At 37.4% G+C, this 18023-nt stretch carries 17 protein-coding genes and 1 riboswitch; of the genes, 16 read left to right on the forward strand and 1 reads right to left on the reverse strand.

Annotated elements, in window-relative coordinates; translation table 11 throughout:
* Positions 1-14 precede the first annotated feature (14 nt).
* From Gferi_RS25000 to Gferi_RS25055, 12 genes are all read left to right on the forward strand, one after another.
* Positions 15-1163, forward strand: a complete 1149-nt coding sequence (locus Gferi_RS25000; protein ID WP_069980830.1) for a trans-sulfuration enzyme family protein — start codon at positions 15-17, stop codon at positions 1161-1163.
* Between the two features lie 303 nt (positions 1164-1466).
* Positions 1467-2303: a BglG family transcription antiterminator gene (locus Gferi_RS25005; protein ID WP_069980831.1), complete on the forward strand. Its 837-nt coding sequence runs from the start codon at positions 1467-1469 to the stop codon at positions 2301-2303.
* Positions 2304-2360: 57 nt separating this feature from the next.
* Positions 2361-4343 (forward strand): glucose PTS transporter subunit IIA, encoded by a 1983-nt coding sequence (locus Gferi_RS25010; RefSeq protein WP_069980832.1) that lies wholly within the window; start codon positions 2361-2363, stop codon positions 4341-4343.
* A gap of 261 nt (positions 4344-4604) precedes the next feature.
* A complete protein-coding gene (gene ptsG, locus Gferi_RS25015; RefSeq protein ID WP_069980833.1) occupies positions 4605-6617 on the forward strand; it encodes a glucose-specific PTS transporter subunit IIBC in 2013 nt (670 codons plus the stop codon).
* A 116-nt stretch (positions 6618-6733) separates the two neighbouring features.
* A complete protein-coding gene (locus Gferi_RS25020) occupies positions 6734-6994 on the forward strand; it encodes an HPr family phosphocarrier protein (protein WP_156782482.1) in 261 nt (86 codons plus the stop codon).
* A gap of 16 nt (positions 6995-7010) precedes the next feature.
* Positions 7011-8723: a phosphoenolpyruvate--protein phosphotransferase gene (gene ptsP, locus Gferi_RS25025; protein WP_069980835.1), complete on the forward strand. Its 1713-nt coding sequence runs from the start codon at positions 7011-7013 to the stop codon at positions 8721-8723.
* A 72-nt stretch (positions 8724-8795) separates the two neighbouring features.
* Positions 8796-9653 carry a class II fructose-1,6-bisphosphate aldolase gene (locus tag Gferi_RS25030; RefSeq protein WP_069980836.1) on the forward strand — a complete coding sequence of 286 codons (858 nt, stop codon included), beginning with the start codon at positions 8796-8798 and terminating at the stop codon, positions 9651-9653.
* A 179-nt stretch (positions 9654-9832) separates the two neighbouring features.
* A complete protein-coding gene (locus Gferi_RS25035; RefSeq protein ID WP_156782483.1) occupies positions 9833-10102 on the forward strand; it encodes a hypothetical protein in 270 nt (89 codons plus the stop codon).
* Between the two features lie 143 nt (positions 10103-10245).
* Positions 10246-10347: riboswitch (purine riboswitch) on the forward strand.
* A 136-nt stretch (positions 10348-10483) separates the two neighbouring features.
* The gene (locus Gferi_RS25040; RefSeq protein ID WP_069980838.1) at positions 10484-11278 is read left to right on the forward strand and encodes an FAD binding domain-containing protein; all 795 of its coding nucleotides are present in this window, start codon (positions 10484-10486) and stop codon (positions 11276-11278) included.
* Positions 11269-11718 carry a (2Fe-2S)-binding protein gene (locus Gferi_RS25045; protein ID WP_069980839.1) on the forward strand — a complete coding sequence of 150 codons (450 nt, stop codon included), beginning with the start codon at positions 11269-11271 and terminating at the stop codon, positions 11716-11718. The genes Gferi_RS25040 and Gferi_RS25045 overlap by 10 nt, the downstream gene beginning before the upstream one ends.
* Position 11719: 1 nt before the next feature.
* Positions 11720-14002 carry a xanthine dehydrogenase family protein molybdopterin-binding subunit gene (locus Gferi_RS25050; protein WP_069980840.1) on the forward strand — a complete coding sequence of 761 codons (2283 nt, stop codon included), beginning with the start codon at positions 11720-11722 and terminating at the stop codon, positions 14000-14002.
* A 47-nt stretch (positions 14003-14049) separates the two neighbouring features.
* Positions 14050-15420 carry a uracil-xanthine permease family protein gene (locus Gferi_RS25055; RefSeq protein ID WP_069980841.1) on the forward strand — a complete coding sequence of 457 codons (1371 nt, stop codon included), beginning with the start codon at positions 14050-14052 and terminating at the stop codon, positions 15418-15420.
* A 95-nt stretch (positions 15421-15515) separates the two neighbouring features.
* Here Gferi_RS25055 and Gferi_RS25060 read toward each other — a convergent pair whose 3' ends face one another.
* Positions 15516-15857 carry a carboxymuconolactone decarboxylase family protein gene (locus Gferi_RS25060; RefSeq protein WP_069980842.1) on the reverse strand — a complete coding sequence of 114 codons (342 nt, stop codon included), beginning with the start codon at positions 15855-15857 and terminating at the stop codon, positions 15516-15518.
* 204 nt (positions 15858-16061) lie between these two features.
* On the opposite strand from Gferi_RS25060, the gene Gferi_RS25065 reads away from it, so the two are divergent.
* The 4 genes from Gferi_RS25065 to Gferi_RS25080 all read left to right on the forward strand — a co-directional run bounded on the left by Gferi_RS25065 (position 16062) and on the right by Gferi_RS25080 (position 17952).
* Complete coding sequence (locus tag Gferi_RS25065; protein ID WP_069980843.1) at positions 16062-16571, forward strand: DUF6036 family nucleotidyltransferase; 510 nt, start codon at positions 16062-16064, stop codon at positions 16569-16571.
* A gap of 10 nt (positions 16572-16581) precedes the next feature.
* Positions 16582-16938 (forward strand): hypothetical protein, encoded by a 357-nt coding sequence (locus Gferi_RS25070; protein ID WP_236932655.1) that lies wholly within the window; start codon positions 16582-16584, stop codon positions 16936-16938.
* A gap of 265 nt (positions 16939-17203) precedes the next feature.
* Positions 17204-17476, forward strand: a complete 273-nt coding sequence (locus Gferi_RS25075) for a hypothetical protein (protein WP_330389513.1) — start codon at positions 17204-17206, stop codon at positions 17474-17476.
* A 188-nt stretch (positions 17477-17664) separates the two neighbouring features.
* A complete protein-coding gene (locus Gferi_RS25080) occupies positions 17665-17952 on the forward strand; it encodes a hypothetical protein (protein WP_069980845.1) in 288 nt (95 codons plus the stop codon).
* The last annotated feature ends 71 nt before the right edge of the window (positions 17953-18023 follow it).

Genomic DNA, 18023 nt, shown 5'->3' on the forward strand with positions numbered 1-18023 from the left:
AGGAGGATGACAAAATGACAAAAAGAAATGTAAGTATTGAGACAAAGGTAGTCCACGGTAGTCAGGGAGGCGATCCCCATACAGGAGCAATCAGCTTTCCGATTTATCAAAGTGCTACCTTCAGACATCCAGCATTAAACCAATCTACAGGATATGATTACTCTCGCGTACAGAATCCCACACGGGAAGAATTGGAAAAAACAATCGCTATACTGGAAGAAGGAAGCAGTGGTTTTGCTTTTTCTTCAGGGATGGCAGCTATACATGCTATTTTGGAATTATTTTCTACAGGAGATCATTTAATATTGTCCGACGATCTCTATGGAGGAACCTATAGAATCTGTCAGGAAATTTATCGAAAACATGGCCTGGAATTTACTTTTACTGAAACGGGAGATCTGGAAAATATAAAAAGACATATAAAATCAAATACGAAAGGAATTTTTATTGAAACGCCCTCTAATCCCTTGATGAAGGTTGCAGACATCGCAGGAATCGTTGATATCGCCCAAAAATCAGAGTTGATAACCATAGTAGATAATACATTTTTAACGCCATATTTTCAGCGTCCTCTTGCACTAGGAGCAGATATCGCTATACATAGTGGGACCAAATATCTAGGTGGACATAATGATACGCTGGCAGGCTTAATTGTGATTCGTGAAGATCATTGGAAAGAAAAAATACAATATATTCAAAAATCCATTGGAGCAAATCTGTCCCCCTTTGATAGTTGGTTGATATTGAGAGGCATAAAAACTTTGGGTATTCGATTGGAAAAGCAACAAAAAAATGCACTTGAGGTTGCTCAATGGTTAAATAATCATCCTAAGGTTGAAAAAGTATACTATACGGGACTAACTGAGCATGAATCCTATGATTTGTCTTGCAAGCAGGCCTCAGGATTTGGGGGAATGATCTCTTTTTCAGTCACCGAGGCAGGTTTGGTTGGACAAATTCTTGAGAGAGTTCGATTAATTGCTTTTGCAGAAAGTTTGGGAGGTGTAGAAAGTCTAATTACCTATCCATTTCAACAAACCCATGCAGAAATCCCTCAAGAGATGAAAGAAAGGCTGGGAGTTACTGAAAAACTTCTGCGATTATCCGTAGGAATAGAGTCCATAGAAGACTTACTGGAAGATTTAGAACAGTCAATGAAGTAATTATCAGGGGAAGGGTTTACGGATGCTAAAAATATTTGTTCCTAATTTTTTCTGAACGGCGCAGTGATGATTCTTATAAAGGTTTACAAAAGAATAAATAATACTTTAAAGAGCATTGATATAGGATAAAGATTACATGACGGGATAAGAAAATAGATGAAAGGAAAGTATATCAAGGAGCCTAGATAATTGAAGCAGTAGGAAGCATGACTGCATTGACAGATATATGGGAATGTAATACAATTTTCGTAATGTTAAATCGAATTTTCCAACAATAATATTCTGATATTTTGGAGGTCTGTCGTGAAGGAATATCTGATAAAGAAAATACTAAGTAATAACGTAGTCCTTGTTGAAAAAAATCAAAAAAACTATGTGCTTGTTGGAAAGGGTATAGGTTTTGGGAAAAAAAAGGGAGTTTTTTTAGAAGATTTAAAGGAAATTGAAGAGAAGTTCATATCATTGGAAGGGTTAAATGATGTTGAGTATGAACATTTTCTAGAAACTGTAGACCCGAAGATTATAGAGTTATGTAATAGAATTATTGAAATGGTATCTCTTGAATTAGGTGAAAACCTAAATCCCAAAATTCACGCTGGATTGATTGATCACGTGAACTTAGCGATTAAAAGGCTAAGGGAAGGGATTGAAATTGTAAATCCATTTTTATTTGAAACAAGGCTGTTGTATCCAGTAGAATATGAACTAGCTGAAAAAGCGGTATTCATATTAAAAGAAAATTTGCAGATCAATATTCCAGAGGCAGAGATTGGTTTTTTAGCTTTACATCTTTACGGGGGAAGAGGAAATAATGACAAAGAAGAGGCTCTAAAGCATTCTAAGATGATGAATCGGATTTTAAGTCATATAGGAAAGAAATTAGAGATAGATATGGATAAGTATCCTTTTGATTGTCAAAGATTGATTATGCACTTAAGAGGTGTGATAAATAGAGTGGAAAAAAATCAGTGCATAGAAAAAAACTTTGTATCAAAATTGAAAGATGAGCTAAGATACGAGTTTAAGGTAGCTTATGATATATCAAAAATAATGGAAAAAACACTAAAGCTTAAAGTGCCGGAAAGTGAAGTGGGTTATATTGCTCTCCATTTGCATAAGTTAAATAGCTACAAACACTAATGGTGTATGTAGAATGCATCGGACAAGGTTAATATACAGTCAATGAGGAGGAACCGTATGAAGAAAGGAAGCGGCCATTATTTTTCAATTCTTCAGAAGATAGGCCAGTCCTTAATGATTCCAGTAACTGTCTTGCCTGCGGCAGGATTACTTGTGGCATTAGGTAGAATGATTCAAAATATCATGCATGCAGCAGGTGAACCGCCAAGCAGTTTGTTTTTTGCTCTGAGTCAAATCCTGTATAGCGGTGGGCTAGCCATCTTCGAACAATTGCCAGTTATCTTTGCAATAGGTGTAGCCATCGGATTTACCAGTGGTGCAGGTGTAGCCGGTTTGGCATCTGCTGTGGGGTATTTTACCATGGTAAATGTAATACGTATTCTAGGAGAAATTCGTCAGATAGGTTTTGAAATGAATACCGGTGTTTTTGGTGGGATTGTAATCGGACTTGCAACTGCCAGGCTTTACAATAAATATTTTGAAACAAAATTTCATCCGATATTTGGATTCTTCTCAGGCAAAAGGTTGGTACCAATCATTACGGCTATGGTAGGGATTGGGCTAGGGATATGCTTTGGGTTTATATGGCCTCTAATCCAAGGGATGATAAGAGAATTCGGTACATACATAACAAGTTCACCTTTAGGGCCTGCTTTCTATGCTGCAGGAAAGAGGCTGTTGATTCCTGTGGGGCTGCACCATGTTTACTATCCTTCCTTTCTTTTTGATTTTGGTGAGTTTACTACAAGTACAGGACAAGTACTGCATGGTGAAAGTCCAAGATATTTTGCCGGAGATCCTACAGCGGGAAAATTTATGGCTTCAGAATTCCCTATTATGCTGTTCGGACTCCCAGCTGCAGCCCTTGCTATGGTTCTAAGAGCAGAGAAAAGCGAAAGAAGAACAGTCACAGGAATCATGCTTTCTGCTGCGTTGACTTCAATGATTACAGGAATTACTGAACCCATAGAATTTGCATTTATTTTTGTTGGCCCCCTCTTATATGTCTTTCATGTAGGTGCGGCCTTTCTAGCGGGCATACTAACGAATTATTTTAATATCCGTTTGGGATATACTTTTTCTGCATCTTTGATTGACTATGTATTGGGATTCTATAATCAGGAAAATAGTATCTATTTATTTTTAGTGATCGGGCCAATTATAGCGATTCTTTATTTTACGGTATTTTATTGGTTGATTGGCCTACAGGATATAAAGACCCTTGGCAGAGAAGCCGGGGAACCGCAAGAAATTATTACAACCCCTTCTTCTCAAAAGGCTGTTGAGGTATTAAAAGCATTGGGTGATGAAAAAAACATACAGCATATAGATGCTTGCATTACCAGATTGAGAGTTACAGTCTATGATTTTGACAAGGTGGATCAAAAAAGATTAAAGCAATTGGGAGCAGCAGGGATCGTTCATGCAGGAAGTGGAAGTTTTCAAATAATATTTGGTACAGAAGCTGACATGTTAAGGGACCAAATTAAGAATATGATAACGAAATCCCAGTATAATGAAATAGCAAAAGGGTCTGAAATGAATCGAATAATAAGCAGCGTGGAGCGTGAAGCAGGAGAATGTCATTATGTTCTCGTTTATGCACCTATATCTGGTGAAATTATGAAGCTAGAAGATGTGCCTGATGATCTGTTTGCAGATAAAATTCTTGGAGACGGAATCGCCATTTACCCCTCAGATAATGAGGTCTACTCTCCTGTAAACGGCAAAATTATTCAATTGTTTCGAACAAATCATGCAATAGGAATATTATCAGAAGAGGGTTTGGAGATATTAATTCATATCGGAATTGATACGGTTAAAATGGATGGAGAAGGATTTCAGGTAATGGTGGCCCAGGAAGACAGGGTAAGAATCGGCGATCGCCTAATAACATTTGATCGTACATTTATTGAAGCAAAAGCAAAATCTATTGTAACACCGATTATTATTATAAATAGTGACGATTTTAGGGGGATAAGGGTATTAAAGGAAGGAAAAATCCAGGCAAAAGAAGAATTATTGGAAATATGCTTATAAATATTTTAAGCAGCTTTTATAAGAGATGATAAGAATAAGGCAGATATACTTGTAGAAAAAAGTAGAAAAATAAAGAAAGTTGTTGAATGTGAAAACGTTTTATGCTAATATAATGATAAATTACTAAAAATAAAATACTACGTGTTACTGATTCGATCAGGCATGAGTGAAAGATTTGTTGAGATAGTGTAAATCTCTATTTCAACCCTCTTTTGCTCATGCCTTTTTGCGTAGTATTGAAAAAGAAAAGGAGCGATCAATATGTTTAAAAAAGCATTTGGAGTTTTACAACAAGTTGGTAAAGCACTGATGTTGCCTGTAGCGATATTACCTGCTGCAGGGTTATTGCTAGCCTTTGGAAATGCTTTTCAGAATCCTGCGCTGTTGGACAAAATACCATCCTTAAGTGTTGAATGGTTTCAAATGGTAGCAAGAGTGATGGAGCAATCCGGCGGAATTGTCTTTGCAAATCTTCCCCTATTGTTTGCAGTGGGTGTAGCAGTAGGATTAGCCGGAGGAGAGGGAGTAGCAGGATTGGCTGCTATTGTGGGATATTTGGTAATGAATGTAACAATGGGGATTATTGCCAACGTTACTCCAGATTTATTGGGTACAAGTCCGGCTTATACCAGTGCATTAGGTATCCCTACACTTCAAACTGGTGTATTTGGAGGTATTATTGTTGGGATACTGGCTTCGTCTTTATACCAGAAGTATTATAATATCGAACTGCCGCCCTATTTAGGTTTCTTTGCCGGAAAGCGGTTTGTTCCGATCATTACCGCTGCTGCTTCCTTGGGATTAGGGATTGCAATGACTTTTGTTTGGCCAGTTATCCAAAGCGGGTTAAATGCATTTTCTTATGGAATGATTGATGCAAACAAAACTTTATCAGCATTGATATTTGGTATTATTGAACGTTCATTAATTCCATTCGGGTTACACCATATCTTCTATAATCCTTTCTGGTACGAGTTTGGTGAGTATGTAAGTAAAACAGGAGAGTTGGTTCGTGGAGATCAAAGCATTTTCTTTGCACAGTTAAAAGATAATGTTTCATTTACTGCCGGTACGTTTATGACTGGTAAATTCCCATTCATGATGTTTGGTTTACCGGCAGCAGCACTGGCGATGTACCATGAAGCACGAGAAGACAAGAAGAAGTATATCGCAGGGATTATGATGTCAGCTGCATTGACATCCTTCCTAACAGGGATTACCGAGCCGATAGAGTTTACTTTCTTATTCGTGGCACCTGCTTTATTCGCAGTACATGCTGTGTTTGCAGGATTATCATTTATGACCATGCATATTTTAAATGTGAAAATCGGTATGACATTCTCTGGGGGTGTGATTGACTATCTACTGTTCGGAGTACTGCCAAACCGGACAGCATGGTGGTTGGTGATTCCGGTAGGATTGTTATTCTCCGTGATTTATTATTTTGGATTCCGTTTTGCCATCAGAAAATGGGATATTAAAACACCTGGCCGTGAAGACAATGATGCAGATGCAAATGCTGGCGGTGTAATTGCAGGGGAACTTGCAATGAATGTTTTAGAGGCTCTAGGAGGAAAAGAGAACATTCGAAATCTAGATGCATGCATTACCCGTCTTCGTGTGATTGTAAAAGACATTAAAAAAGTCGATAAATCACGCATCAAGAATCTGGGAGCTTCAGGTGTGCTGGAAGTTGGTGATAATATTCAGGCTATCTTTGGGCCAAAGTCAGATCAATTGAAAACACAGATCAAAGAAATCATAAATGGTAAGACGCCTTCAACCGTAATTGATGCACCGCAAAAAAATGAAATAACAGGAAAAGATGATATAGCAATGCCCTTAAAGGGAAAATTATTACAGCTGGAAGAAGTACCAGATGAGGTTTTTTCAAAGAAAATGATGGGCGAGGGTTTTGCGATTGAGCCAGCCGACGGAGAAGTTGTTTCTCCTGTAAATGGGAAGGTGATGACTTTATTTCCAACAAAGCATGCAGTAGGTATTGTGGCAGAAAATGGTCTGGAAATCTTAATTCACTTTGGAATCGATACGGTTAATCTTAAGGGAGAAGGATTTGAAGCCTTGGTTCAGCAAGGTGATAGGGTTAAGATAGGACAGCCGTTACTGCGTGTAAACTTAAGCACAGTGAAAAGACAAGCAAAGTCCCTTATTACACCTGTTATCTTTACGAACCTTTCAGAAGATCAAAGGGTATCTTTTGAAGCTGGAATTCAAGTAAAGCACGGAGAAAAAAATAGAATAACGATTCAATAGCTTTTGATTATACGAAAAAATTAGACACTTCCCGAGTTTATAATAGCTGATTGTGAAAGACTCGGGTGGTGTCTTCATTCATAAAAATTCTAAGGTAATTCAAGGAGGAAATGAAAATGGAAAAGATTGTGAAGATATTAAATGAAACAGGATTACATGCAAGACCTGCATCTCTATTAGTAAAAGCAGCAACACCCTTTTCTTCTGATATAACAATTGCGTTTAAGGATAATGAATTTAATGCAAAATCGATCATGAGTATTTTAAGTGCGGGATTGAAAAAAGGAGATGAAATAAAGGTTATAGCAAAAGGCGTAGATGAAGAAAAAGCGGTTGAAGCATTAGTAGATCTTATTCATTCAAAATTCGGTGAATAATAAGGAGGTTTCAGATATGATCATAGGAACAGGTGCCTCTCCAGGTATTGCACTAGGGAAAGTATTAATTATAAAGAATGAGCCGTTAAGGATTGAAAAAAAAGAAATTACATGTGTGGAGGATGCAAAGCAAAAATTTTTGGAAGCTTTGGAAATTTCCAAGGTCGAGATATCCAAGCTTAGAGATAAGGTATCTAAGGAACTTGGAGAAGAAAAGGCGGCTATTTTTGATGCACACAATATGATTTTGGAAGATCCGGAATTAATCGGAAATGTTATAAAGAAAATAGATCAAGAAAAACTAAATGCCGAGTACGCTTTAAAACAAGTTGCTGAAGAATATATTACTATTTTTGAGGCAATGGATAATGAATATATGAGAGAAAGAGCAGCGGATATCCGAGATGTATCAGACCGTATTTTAAGGAATATTACCGGACAAAAGATCACTGACTTGTCGATGCTTGAAGAAGATGTAATTTTAATAGCCCATGACTTAACGCCTTCAGATACAGCTACGATGAACAAGGAAAAGGTGCTAGGTTTTCTGACAAATATCGGGGGCAGAACATCTCATACGGCGATTATGGCCAGAACCCTTGAAATACCAGCCGTAGTTGGTCTAAAGGATGTTACAGAGAAGTTGGCAGCTAATGATTTTGTTATCTTTAATGGGGAAGCAGGAGAAATCATTATCAATCCATCTGAAAAAGAAATCCAGCATTACAAAGAATTGAAAGCGGCCTATGAAAAAGAAAGAGCGGCTTTAGAAGCAGTAAAAGGGAAAGAAAGTGTAACGATAGACGGCAGAAAGGTAGAGCTTGCAGGAAATATAGGTACACCACAAGATATCGGCGGCCTTCAAAGGAATGATGCAGAAGGTGTAGGGCTTTTTAGAACTGAATTTATCTATATGAACAGAGACACGCTTCCTAGTGAGGAAGAACAATTTTGCGCGTATAAGGAAGTACTGGAGGCACTAAATCCAAAGCCAGCGGTGATAAGAACCTTGGATATTGGAGGGGACAAAAAACTTTCATATCTTGAGATTGGCGAAGAAATGAATCCATTTTTAGGATATAGGGCAATCCGTCTGTGTCTGCATGAACAAGAAATCTTTAAGACGCAATTAAGAGCATTATTGAGAGCAAGCGTATATGGAAATCTAAAGATCATGTTCCCGATGATTTCTAGCTTGGAAGAACTTTTGGAAGCAAAGAAAATATTCAATAAAGTGAAAGAAGAATTGAATCAAGAGAGTATAGGCTATGCTGATAACATTGAAATAGGAATGATGATTGAGATTCCTTCTGCCGCAATAATGAGTGATATTTTTGCAAAACATGTAGATTTTTTTAGTATAGGAACCAATGATTTGATCCAGTATACCTGTGCTGTAGATAGAATGAATGAAAAAATCCATCATCTCTACCAACCCTTCAATCCCGGTGTATTGAGACTGATTAAAATGGTCATTGATAATGGACATAAGGAAGGCATATGGGTTGGGATGTGTGGTGAAATGGCAGGAGATAAGAAGATAATTCCCATTTTACTGGGAATGGGACTGGATGAATTTAGCATGAGTCCGACATCTATTTTACCTGCCAGGGCACTTATTCAATCATTGCATTATGATGTGATGAAGAAGCTTGCCGATGAAGTATTGTCCATGGGAACTGCCGATGAAATAGAAACCTATATAGAAAAATTCAATCAAGCAGGATAAAAACATCCACAGGCATAAACGGTGAAAAAATTTTATAGCAAAGAAAAACAGCATATTTGAGGGGGAAAAAGAATGTTGGTAAGCGGTAAACAAATACTACAGCATGCTCATGAAAACGGATATGCCGTTGGAGCCTTTAATGTAAACAATATGGAACAAGTCCAGGCGATTATTGAAGCTGCAGAAGCGATGGAGTCTCCAGTGATTATTCAAGCAAGTCAAGGGGGCTTGAAATATGCAGGTGTTGAATATATTGCAGAAATGGCAAAAGTTGCTGCACAAAAAGCCTCAGTGCCTGTTGCCATCCACTTGGATCATGGTACGAACTTTAAGCAAATCATGTTATGCATAAGGAATGGATTTACTTCTGTCATGGTGGATGCTTCAAAGCACTCCCTAGAAAAAAATATTGAGATAACTAAGTATATTGTTGAAGCTGCCCATGCCGTGGGTGTTTCTGTAGAAGCGGAACTGGGGAAAATTGGAGGAACAGAAGACGATATAACCGTTGATGAAAAAGATGCAACTTATACAGATCCAGATGAAGCAGAAAGATTCGTTAAGGAGACAGGCGTCGATTGCTTGGCAATCGCAGTTGGCACTGCCCATGGACCTTACAAGGGAGAACCAAAGCTGGATTTCGACAGGATAAAGGTGATCAAAGAAAAACTAAATATTCCATTGGTTTTACATGGATCGTCAGGTGTTCCTGAAGCAAGTATTAAAAGAGCCATAGGGCTAGGGATTAATAAGATTAATATCGATACGGATATACGCATGGCTTTTCATAAGGCAGTAAAAGAATTTATCCATAATAATCCCGATGAATATGATCCAAGAATGATTTTAGGACCAAGTAAACAGGCTATGAAGCAAGTGATAGCAGAAAAAATGCAAATGTTTGATTCTGTAGGAAGAGCTTGGAAATAAATAGGCCTGTGGGAGAAGCAGCCTGTTGAAGGTCTTTCAAAGAGACAGCCCTTTGGTAAAGAAATGTTTCAATTGGCAAGAATACTTTCAATACAGTTATTTACCGGAGAACATCACGATATATGAACTTAATCAATTTGATCACCATAATTTAAAAGTCGCATTTTATGCGGCTTTTTTTGTTGATAAATTATAAAAAAATAATCTATGCAACCTATTCAACAGATGCTGAAAAGAAAGGACTTTGGAATGTATATGCAGCAAAGATTGTTGACAATGCATTAGAAAATAAAATGCAGATATCACAAGATATAGAGTATCCCGGAATGCCTATGGCTTTCTGGAGTAGCGACAGTAAAAGTGTATTGATGTATGAGCCAAAGATATTTAAACAGGATGGCAGGGTTTTCGTAGAAAAGGCAGTCATTCGAAAGATCAAGTTTAAATAAAAAATGATTGTTTGAAATTATCTCAATTTTACGGTAAGAATATGCGAAAACAAAATAGAATTATCCGAACGATAAATATTATTCATAAAAAAATGTACGAAATGGGTTGACTGATTATCTGGGTTTGTCGTAAAATGTATTTACATCTAAAAATAAATAGGGTTCATATAATCGCAGAGATATGGTCTGCAAGTTTCTACCGGACTACCGTAAATGGTCTGACTATGAGCAAGCGAACACCGAAGGATTCATCTTAGGTGTACCGTTTTAACCTACACAATAGGAAAATATTCCAGGCGTGTTAGGTTTTACTCTTTGCTCGAGTAGAACCTAACACGCTTTTTTATTAAGAATCTATTGTTAGATTATGGGGGGAGTAGTATGTTTACGGTAAATGAATTCGTACAACCAAAAACAATCGAAGAAGCGTATAACACGATTGTAGATAGAAGGAATAATACTATAATTGGTGGCAGTGCTTTTTTGAGATTGGGTTCAAAGAAAATTGGGACGGCAGTAGATTTAGCCAACCTTAGACTAAATTATATAAAAGATGAAGATGGTTATATTGAAATTGGGGCATATACAACCTTTAGGGAAATTGAAACCAGTTCATTGTTAATAGATCATTTTAATGGTGTCATTTCCAATTCAGTAAAGAATATTATTGGTGTTCAATTTAGGAATATTGTTACAGTGGGTGCATCGGTTTTTTCAAAATATGGGTTTTCCGACTTATTAACAGCGCTGCTCGCCTTAGATACAGAGGTAGAACTATATAAAGCAGGCAGAATGTCCTTAGATGACTTTTTGAAAAGACCCTATGAGAAAGATATTTTAATATGTGTATATATAAAGAAAAATCAGAGACAAGCATCCTACCAGCATTTGAGAAATTCCGTAAGTGATTACCCTATATTAAACGTTGCAGTTTCAAGTCTTAATAATCAGTGGAGGATCACAGTAGGGGCCAGGCCACAAAAGGCTGCTATGGCCAGGAAGGCCTCAGCTGCACTCTCTAATCATCTAAGTATTGAGAACTTGGAATATTATGCAGACCTTGCTGCTGAAGAATTGAATTTTGGAAGCAATGAGAGAGGCACGGCAGAGTACCGGAAAGCCATGTGCGGCGTATTGGTGAAAAGAGCGATTATGGAGGTCTTACAATGCAAATAGAGATAATCTTAAATGGTAAAAAGGTAGCTTTAAATGTGAAAAATGATGAATTCCTAGCGGATACCTTAAGAAACCATGGTGTTTTCAGTGTAAGAAAAGGCTGTGATACCACATGTTGTGGACTTTGTACCATATGGATTGAAGAAAAACCAGTTTTGTCCTGTGCTATGCTTTCTATTCGGGCCAATGGTAAAAATATTACTACGATGGAAGGTCTTCAAGAGGAAGCAGAAGAATTTGCACAGGTTCTCGTAGCAGAGGGCTCAGAACAGTGTGGTTTTTGCAGTCCGGGCTTTATTATGACCGTATTAGCCATGAAAAGAGAACTCAAAAACCCTAATGAGGAAGAGATTGTTCACTATTTGACTGGAAACTTGTGTAGATGTACCGGTTACTTAGGACAACTAAGGGCAATAAAGAAATATTTGGGGGTGGTCTAGCATGAATTTTATTGGTAAGAGCATACCGAAGATAGATGGGATGGCCATTGCTACAGGTAAACCTGTTTATACAGAAGACATGGCACCTCCAAATGCGCTGGTTGTAAAACTGCTCAGAAGTCCCCATGCCTTTGCTAGAATTCGATCTATAGATACCACAAAAGCTAAAAGCTTAGAGAATGTGGCGTGCATCTTTACTTATAAAGATGTACCGGATAGTAGATTTACTCTAGCAGGGCAGTCTTATCCAGAACCTTCACCCTATGATCGCTTAATTTTGGATGAAATTGTAAGGTACGTCGGAGATGAAGTGGCAATCGTTGCTGCTGCAGATGAAGCAACCGCTGAGAAAGCTATGAAACTCATAAAGGTTGATTATGAAGTATTTGAACCGGTTTTAGATTTTGAAAAAGCCATAGATCATCCTTCTATTATCCATCCGGAAACAGATTTGCACTGTAACTTTGATATAGGTATGGAGAAGGAAAGGAATATCGTCTCTACCCAAAAGGTGGAGGTTGGAGATGTGGAAGAAGAGCTGGAAAAGTGCGATGTAGTAGTGGAAGAGACTTGTTATACTCAAGCTCAATCTCATAGTATGATGGAGACCTATCGTGCTTTCAGCTATCTAGATCATACAGGCAGACTTGTGGTTGTTAGCTCTACGCAGATTCCTTTCCATGTGCGAAGGCAATTATCGAGAGCTTTAAAGGTACCCGCCAGTAAAATAAGGGTGATTAAGCCTAGAATCGGTGGAGGTTTTGGGGGGAAGCAGACGGGAGCAGTGGAAGTATTTGCAGCAATGGTCACCTTGAACACTGGAAAACCCGCTAAAATTATCTATGATAGAAAAGAAACTTTTACTGCAACCAATAGCCGTCATGCAATGCGTTTAAAGGTTAGATTAGGGGCGGATAAGGAAGGCTGCATTAGAGTAGTAGATATTCAGGGTTTATCAGATACAGGAGCTTATGGGGAACACGCCTCTACTACTTTTGGAGTTGTAGGTGAGAAAACCCTCCCCCTTTATAACAAGACAAAAGCTGTTCGATTTATGGGAAATGTGGTTTATACCAACAAGATGCCAGCAGGGGCTTTTCGAGGTTACGGCGCTACGCAGGGGACATTTGCATTAGAAACAGCAGTGAACAAACTGGCTGAGAAGTTAAATATGGATCCTACAGAACTTCGATTAAAAAACCTAATTAGAGAAGGTGAAACATCTCTCTTGTATCATGGGAAAAAACTGGGGAGCTCAACTTTGCATGAATGCATCGCAAGAGGTCGGGAAATGATCGGATGGAAAGATAAGTACCCGAAACAAGAGATCGGTGATAATAAGGTAAGGGCCTTGGGAATGGCCGTAACCATGCAGGGTTCAGGAATTGCCAATATAGATACAGCCTCGGCTGAGATTCGGTTAAATGATGATGGAAACTTTACGCTGCTAATAGGATCTACCGATATGGGAACAGGCAGTGATACTATACTCAGTCAAATGGCTGCTGAAGTTTTGGAAACTTCTGTAGAACATATCATTGTCCATGCTGCAGATACGGATATATCTCCTTATGATCCTGGCTCCTATGCTTCTAGTACAACCTATGTGACAGGGATGGCGGTTGTAAAAGCTGCTGAAGATTTAAAAAAGCAAATTTTGGAGAGTGGTGCAAGACTATTAGAAGTTTCCCCAGATGAAGTGGAGTTTGACGGACAAAAGGTAAGTACTTTTAGTGGAAATAAAGAAATCAGCCTTAAGAAAATTGCAGAATTGCAGGTTTTAGCTTTTGGAGGTAATCGTCAACTGGTTGGCACTGCAACCCACGGTAGTCCAGTATCTCCGCCGCCCTTCATAGCTGGATTTGCAGAGGTGGAAGTTGACAAAGAAACAGGCAAGATAAAGCTAATAGACTATGTAGCAGTGATCGACTGCGGTACAGTAATTAATCCAAATTTAGCAACGATTCAGGCTGAAGGGGGCATTGTTCAAGGAATTGGTTTAGCAATGTATGAAGATGTGAGATATGACGAAGGCGGGAGGATGACTACCAACAGCTTTATGCAATATAAAATTCCAACCAGAAAAGATATTGGAAACATTAGGGTAGTCTTTGAAGAAAGTTTTGAGCCAACAGGTCCCTTTGGAGCAAAGTCAATAGGAGAAGTTGTTATCAATACACCGGCACCTGCAATACTGGATGCCGTTTACAATGCAGTAGGGATTCGATTGACGGATCTTCCAATAACTCCTGAAAAAGTATTCTTAGCAATGAAGAAAATCTAGAGTATATCTATCCTAAAAATATAAACTAAAAAATGGAGGCAACTAAAATGTCAGATATCCAGAACAATAATCCAAATGCTACTTCAAAGTATGATGTAGATGGTAAGCCACCTTTAAAAGAAGCAGTTCCTCTTGGTTTGCAACACGTGCTGGCTATGTTTGCCGGTAATGTGACAGTACCATTAATCATTGCTGGTGCCCTTGGGCTAACAGTAGGTGAAAAAACATTTCTAATTCAGTGTGCTATGTTTGTAGCAGGGATTACCACGCTTATTCAGACGAATCGCATTGGTCCGGTAGGTGCCAACTTGCCGATTGTTATGGGGACCAGCTTTGGTTTTGTTCCAACTTCTATAGCGATTGGCAAACAGTTTGGTTTATCTGGTATATTAGGTGCTGCTTTTGTCGGGGGTTTTTTCGAAGCGATTTTAGGTTATTTTTTAAAACCCCTGCGTAAGTTCTTTCCTCCGATTGTTACGGGGACCGTATTGCTGACCATTGGTCTATCATTACTGCCTACTGGCATTAAATATTTCGCTGGCGGTGCCGGTGCATCAGATTTTGGTTCTTTGCAGAATCTAGCGCTAGGAAGCTTGGTATTAGTAACTATTATATTCTTTAATCAATATTTTCAAGGAATTTTAAGAATGGCTGCCATTTTAATAGGTATCACGGTAGGTTATGTAGCTGCTATTTTCATGGGTAAAGTTGACTTTACTTCTGTGATGGATGCTGCTTGGTTTTCTATTCCAACACCGATGGCTTATGGGATGACCTTTCATGGACCTGCTATTATCGCAATGTTTATCTTATACGTAGTAACAACAGTTGAAACAGTTGGTGATATTTCAGGTATTACCGTTGGAGGTGCTGGAAGAGAAGCAACAGACCGGGAACTTTCCGGTGGGGTTATTGCAGATGGTTTAGCCAGCAGTTTTGCCGCGCTCTTTAATGCATTTCCTAATACTTCTTTTAGTCAGAATGTTGGAATCGTATCCCTGACTGGAATTATGAGCAGATATGTTGTTAGCGTGGGTGCTTTTTTCTTGATTCTAGCGGGTCTAATCCCTAAATTGGGAGCAGTACTTGCTGTAATGCCGCAAAGTGTCCTAGGGGGAGCGGCTGTTGTAATGTTTGCCATGATTGCAACTTCTGGCATTGTATTGGTTACGAAAGATGAATTAAATCAGAGAAATTTATTGATCGTTGCGGTGGCTTTAGGGTTGGGATTGGGATTAGGATCAGTTCCGGAAGCGCTGCAGTATTTACCTGAATCAGTAAATCTTATTTTCTCAGGTTCTGGTATGGTGGTTTCCTGTATGATTGCCCTAGTGTTGAATATTATTCTTCCTAAAGAAGAACAGCGTGTGGTTAAAAACAGTGAAGCAATTTCAAAAGCTGAAGCTGCCGGTATATAATTGAAGTAAACGAAGCATCCAAACGAGTGAAAGGAGCTCTGTGTTCAGAGCTCCTTTCACTCGTTTGATTGGGTAATAAACATTAAGAGAGAAAGTTATTTCTGCAGCTTTAGAATATGCCTCAGGATGAGTAAGCCTTGCATCATCCTAGGAAATCCACAGGTAGGTGCCACAAGGAGTATAGTGTGTTCTATCTCTTCTTCTGTGCATCCGCTTTTTAAAGCTTTTAAAATATGCGTTCTTAAGGCATACTCATACTGAGAACTTGTAGACAGAGCTACTTTAATAAGCCAACGGGTTTTTTCATCTAGGGGGCCGCCTTCTACATGAACTAATCTTCCAAAGTTTTCGTAAGCATCATAGATCTCGCCATGATTTTCAATGAAATATTTAAGGTTCTTTTCAATAACATCTAGATTATCAAAATAATCATCCATTCTATCTCCGCCTTACATCATAATATGATTGATTTATATTGTATCCCATAAATTTCCTTTGTAAACCATATACAAGATAAAATCCGGTCAGAATGATTCATCTTGTGGGCAAAACCTTAATAACAGAATAATAGAATTATGATATAATAACCGATATAAAGCAAGATACTAAAAAAGATATTTTGGATAAAGAGGTGAAGACTAATGAATAACTATGATTCGATGGTGGAAGATCTTAAAAATATGGAGAAAGTTGCAGTTGCTTTGGAGGTGGAATCATTTTCAATTTATTTTTTGGGAGGTTCTGCCTGCATATTAGGGAGATATACCGACAGAGCAACAAGAGATTTTGATTTTGTTGATCTTGGTTATTCAGCTAAACTGGGAAAAGTGTTCCGATACTTAGGCGATTTTGATATGTTAGAGTATGAGAGCACAATCCTTGCACCTACATATAAAACAAGAGCTAAACAATTAACCGAGTTTAAGTATTTGCAAATATATGTCTTAGCTAAAGAAGATATCATTGTCAGCAAGATTATTAGGATGGAGTCAAAAGATATTGAAGATATAGCTCTGTTAATAAAGCAAAGTGATAAGAATTTAATTTTACAGATTATTGAAGAGGTATTACAGCGAGAGGATATTTATCCATCTAAGCGGGAGGCATTCATAGAGAAATTACCCTATTTTAAGGAGCGATATAATGTATAGGATTTTTTGCATGAGCTATGAAAATTATATTTCTCAATATGAAAATGGTGTAGGACATGATGAATATCGCTACAAAATTGCAAAATCTATAGAACTCTTAAAAAATCCGGATGCATATATGCAAAACAAAAATGCTAATAGTATGGCATATAAAAAAATAAGTGATTTGATTTTTTATATGCAGGAACATATAGAACAATTTCCTAAATTCAAGGCATTTTTGTGGACACTGGAATCTAGAGATATGAAAGGAAAATATTTTGGAGTAGTACCTGAAGAAGAACTAAAGGAACAAGCAAAGCTTATAAACTTGTTTTTGAATTTATTGTATTGGAAAGAAAAAGAACATTTTAAAATCCACAAATAATGTGGCTTTCGTTGGTTTTATTGGTTATGTAATCTGTTATATTCAGAGTTCAGAGACTAAGAGTTATTTTAGATTTTCTATCTCATAGTAGTGTCTTTTTCACGGAAGGAACCAGTCGTTTCAGACTGCTTGATCTATTTATCAAGCGCTGATGCAGTAAGATCATATTCTTTGATGATATCATTTTTCCTTTTACTATTAAGGTAACCGGGATTGAATTTATAATACTTTATAAGAGAACATAAGAAAAAAGGAGATTATGATTATGGAATTTAAAGAAGTAAAAATAGAAATATATGTTCCAGAAGAATATATATTAAAGTTAAGAGATGAGCTCAATAAAGTCAACGCTTGTAAGATTGGAGATTATGATAACGTTATTTCTATAACAAACGTGAGGGGATATTGGAGACCTTTAGAAGGCTCAAGTCCATTTAATGGTGAGGTTGATAAAGTATGTGAAGGTGAAGAATGCAAAGTTGAAATAAGGTGTAAAAGAGAACACGTTAAAAATGCCGTTCTTATGAAGAACCACTAATTAATATTATCCCAATTGTAAACGACCTATTTGAATAGTGTAGCAACTAATCCCTAAATTGTTCTTTAAATACTAGTCTATGGTGCTATCTACAAAAGGAAACTTTAGAGCAATAACATGATATAATAAAAAATAAACTGCTTTTTATATTAAGTTTTTGGTTATCATATATTTTATGGAGGTGCAAAGTGGATAATAAAACTTTTAGCAAAGAGAAAAGAGTAACTTTATCAATAGTATGTATTGTTGTATATCTATTTCTCTTAAATAAAATAATACACCGAATTGAAATAGTAGAATTTGCAAGAACATTATCAAATTTAAATTCTATTAAAGAAAATACTAGTAATGAGGTTTTATTAAATATAAAAAATCAGTATATTTTATTAAGAGTAGCAATGGTTGCTCTGTCCTGTCTAGTAGCAATTTCAATATTTTATATTAACAGAAAAAATAAAAAAGAAGAGGAATACTAAATTCCTGAGGTTATCGAAAAACCCCTTGATTTAAGAAATTGCATTACGCGAAGTCTTAATTTTCAAGGGGT

It is taken from the genome of Geosporobacter ferrireducens (assembly GCF_001750685.1).
Lineage (GTDB): Bacteria > Bacillota > Clostridia > Peptostreptococcales > Thermotaleaceae > Geosporobacter > Geosporobacter ferrireducens.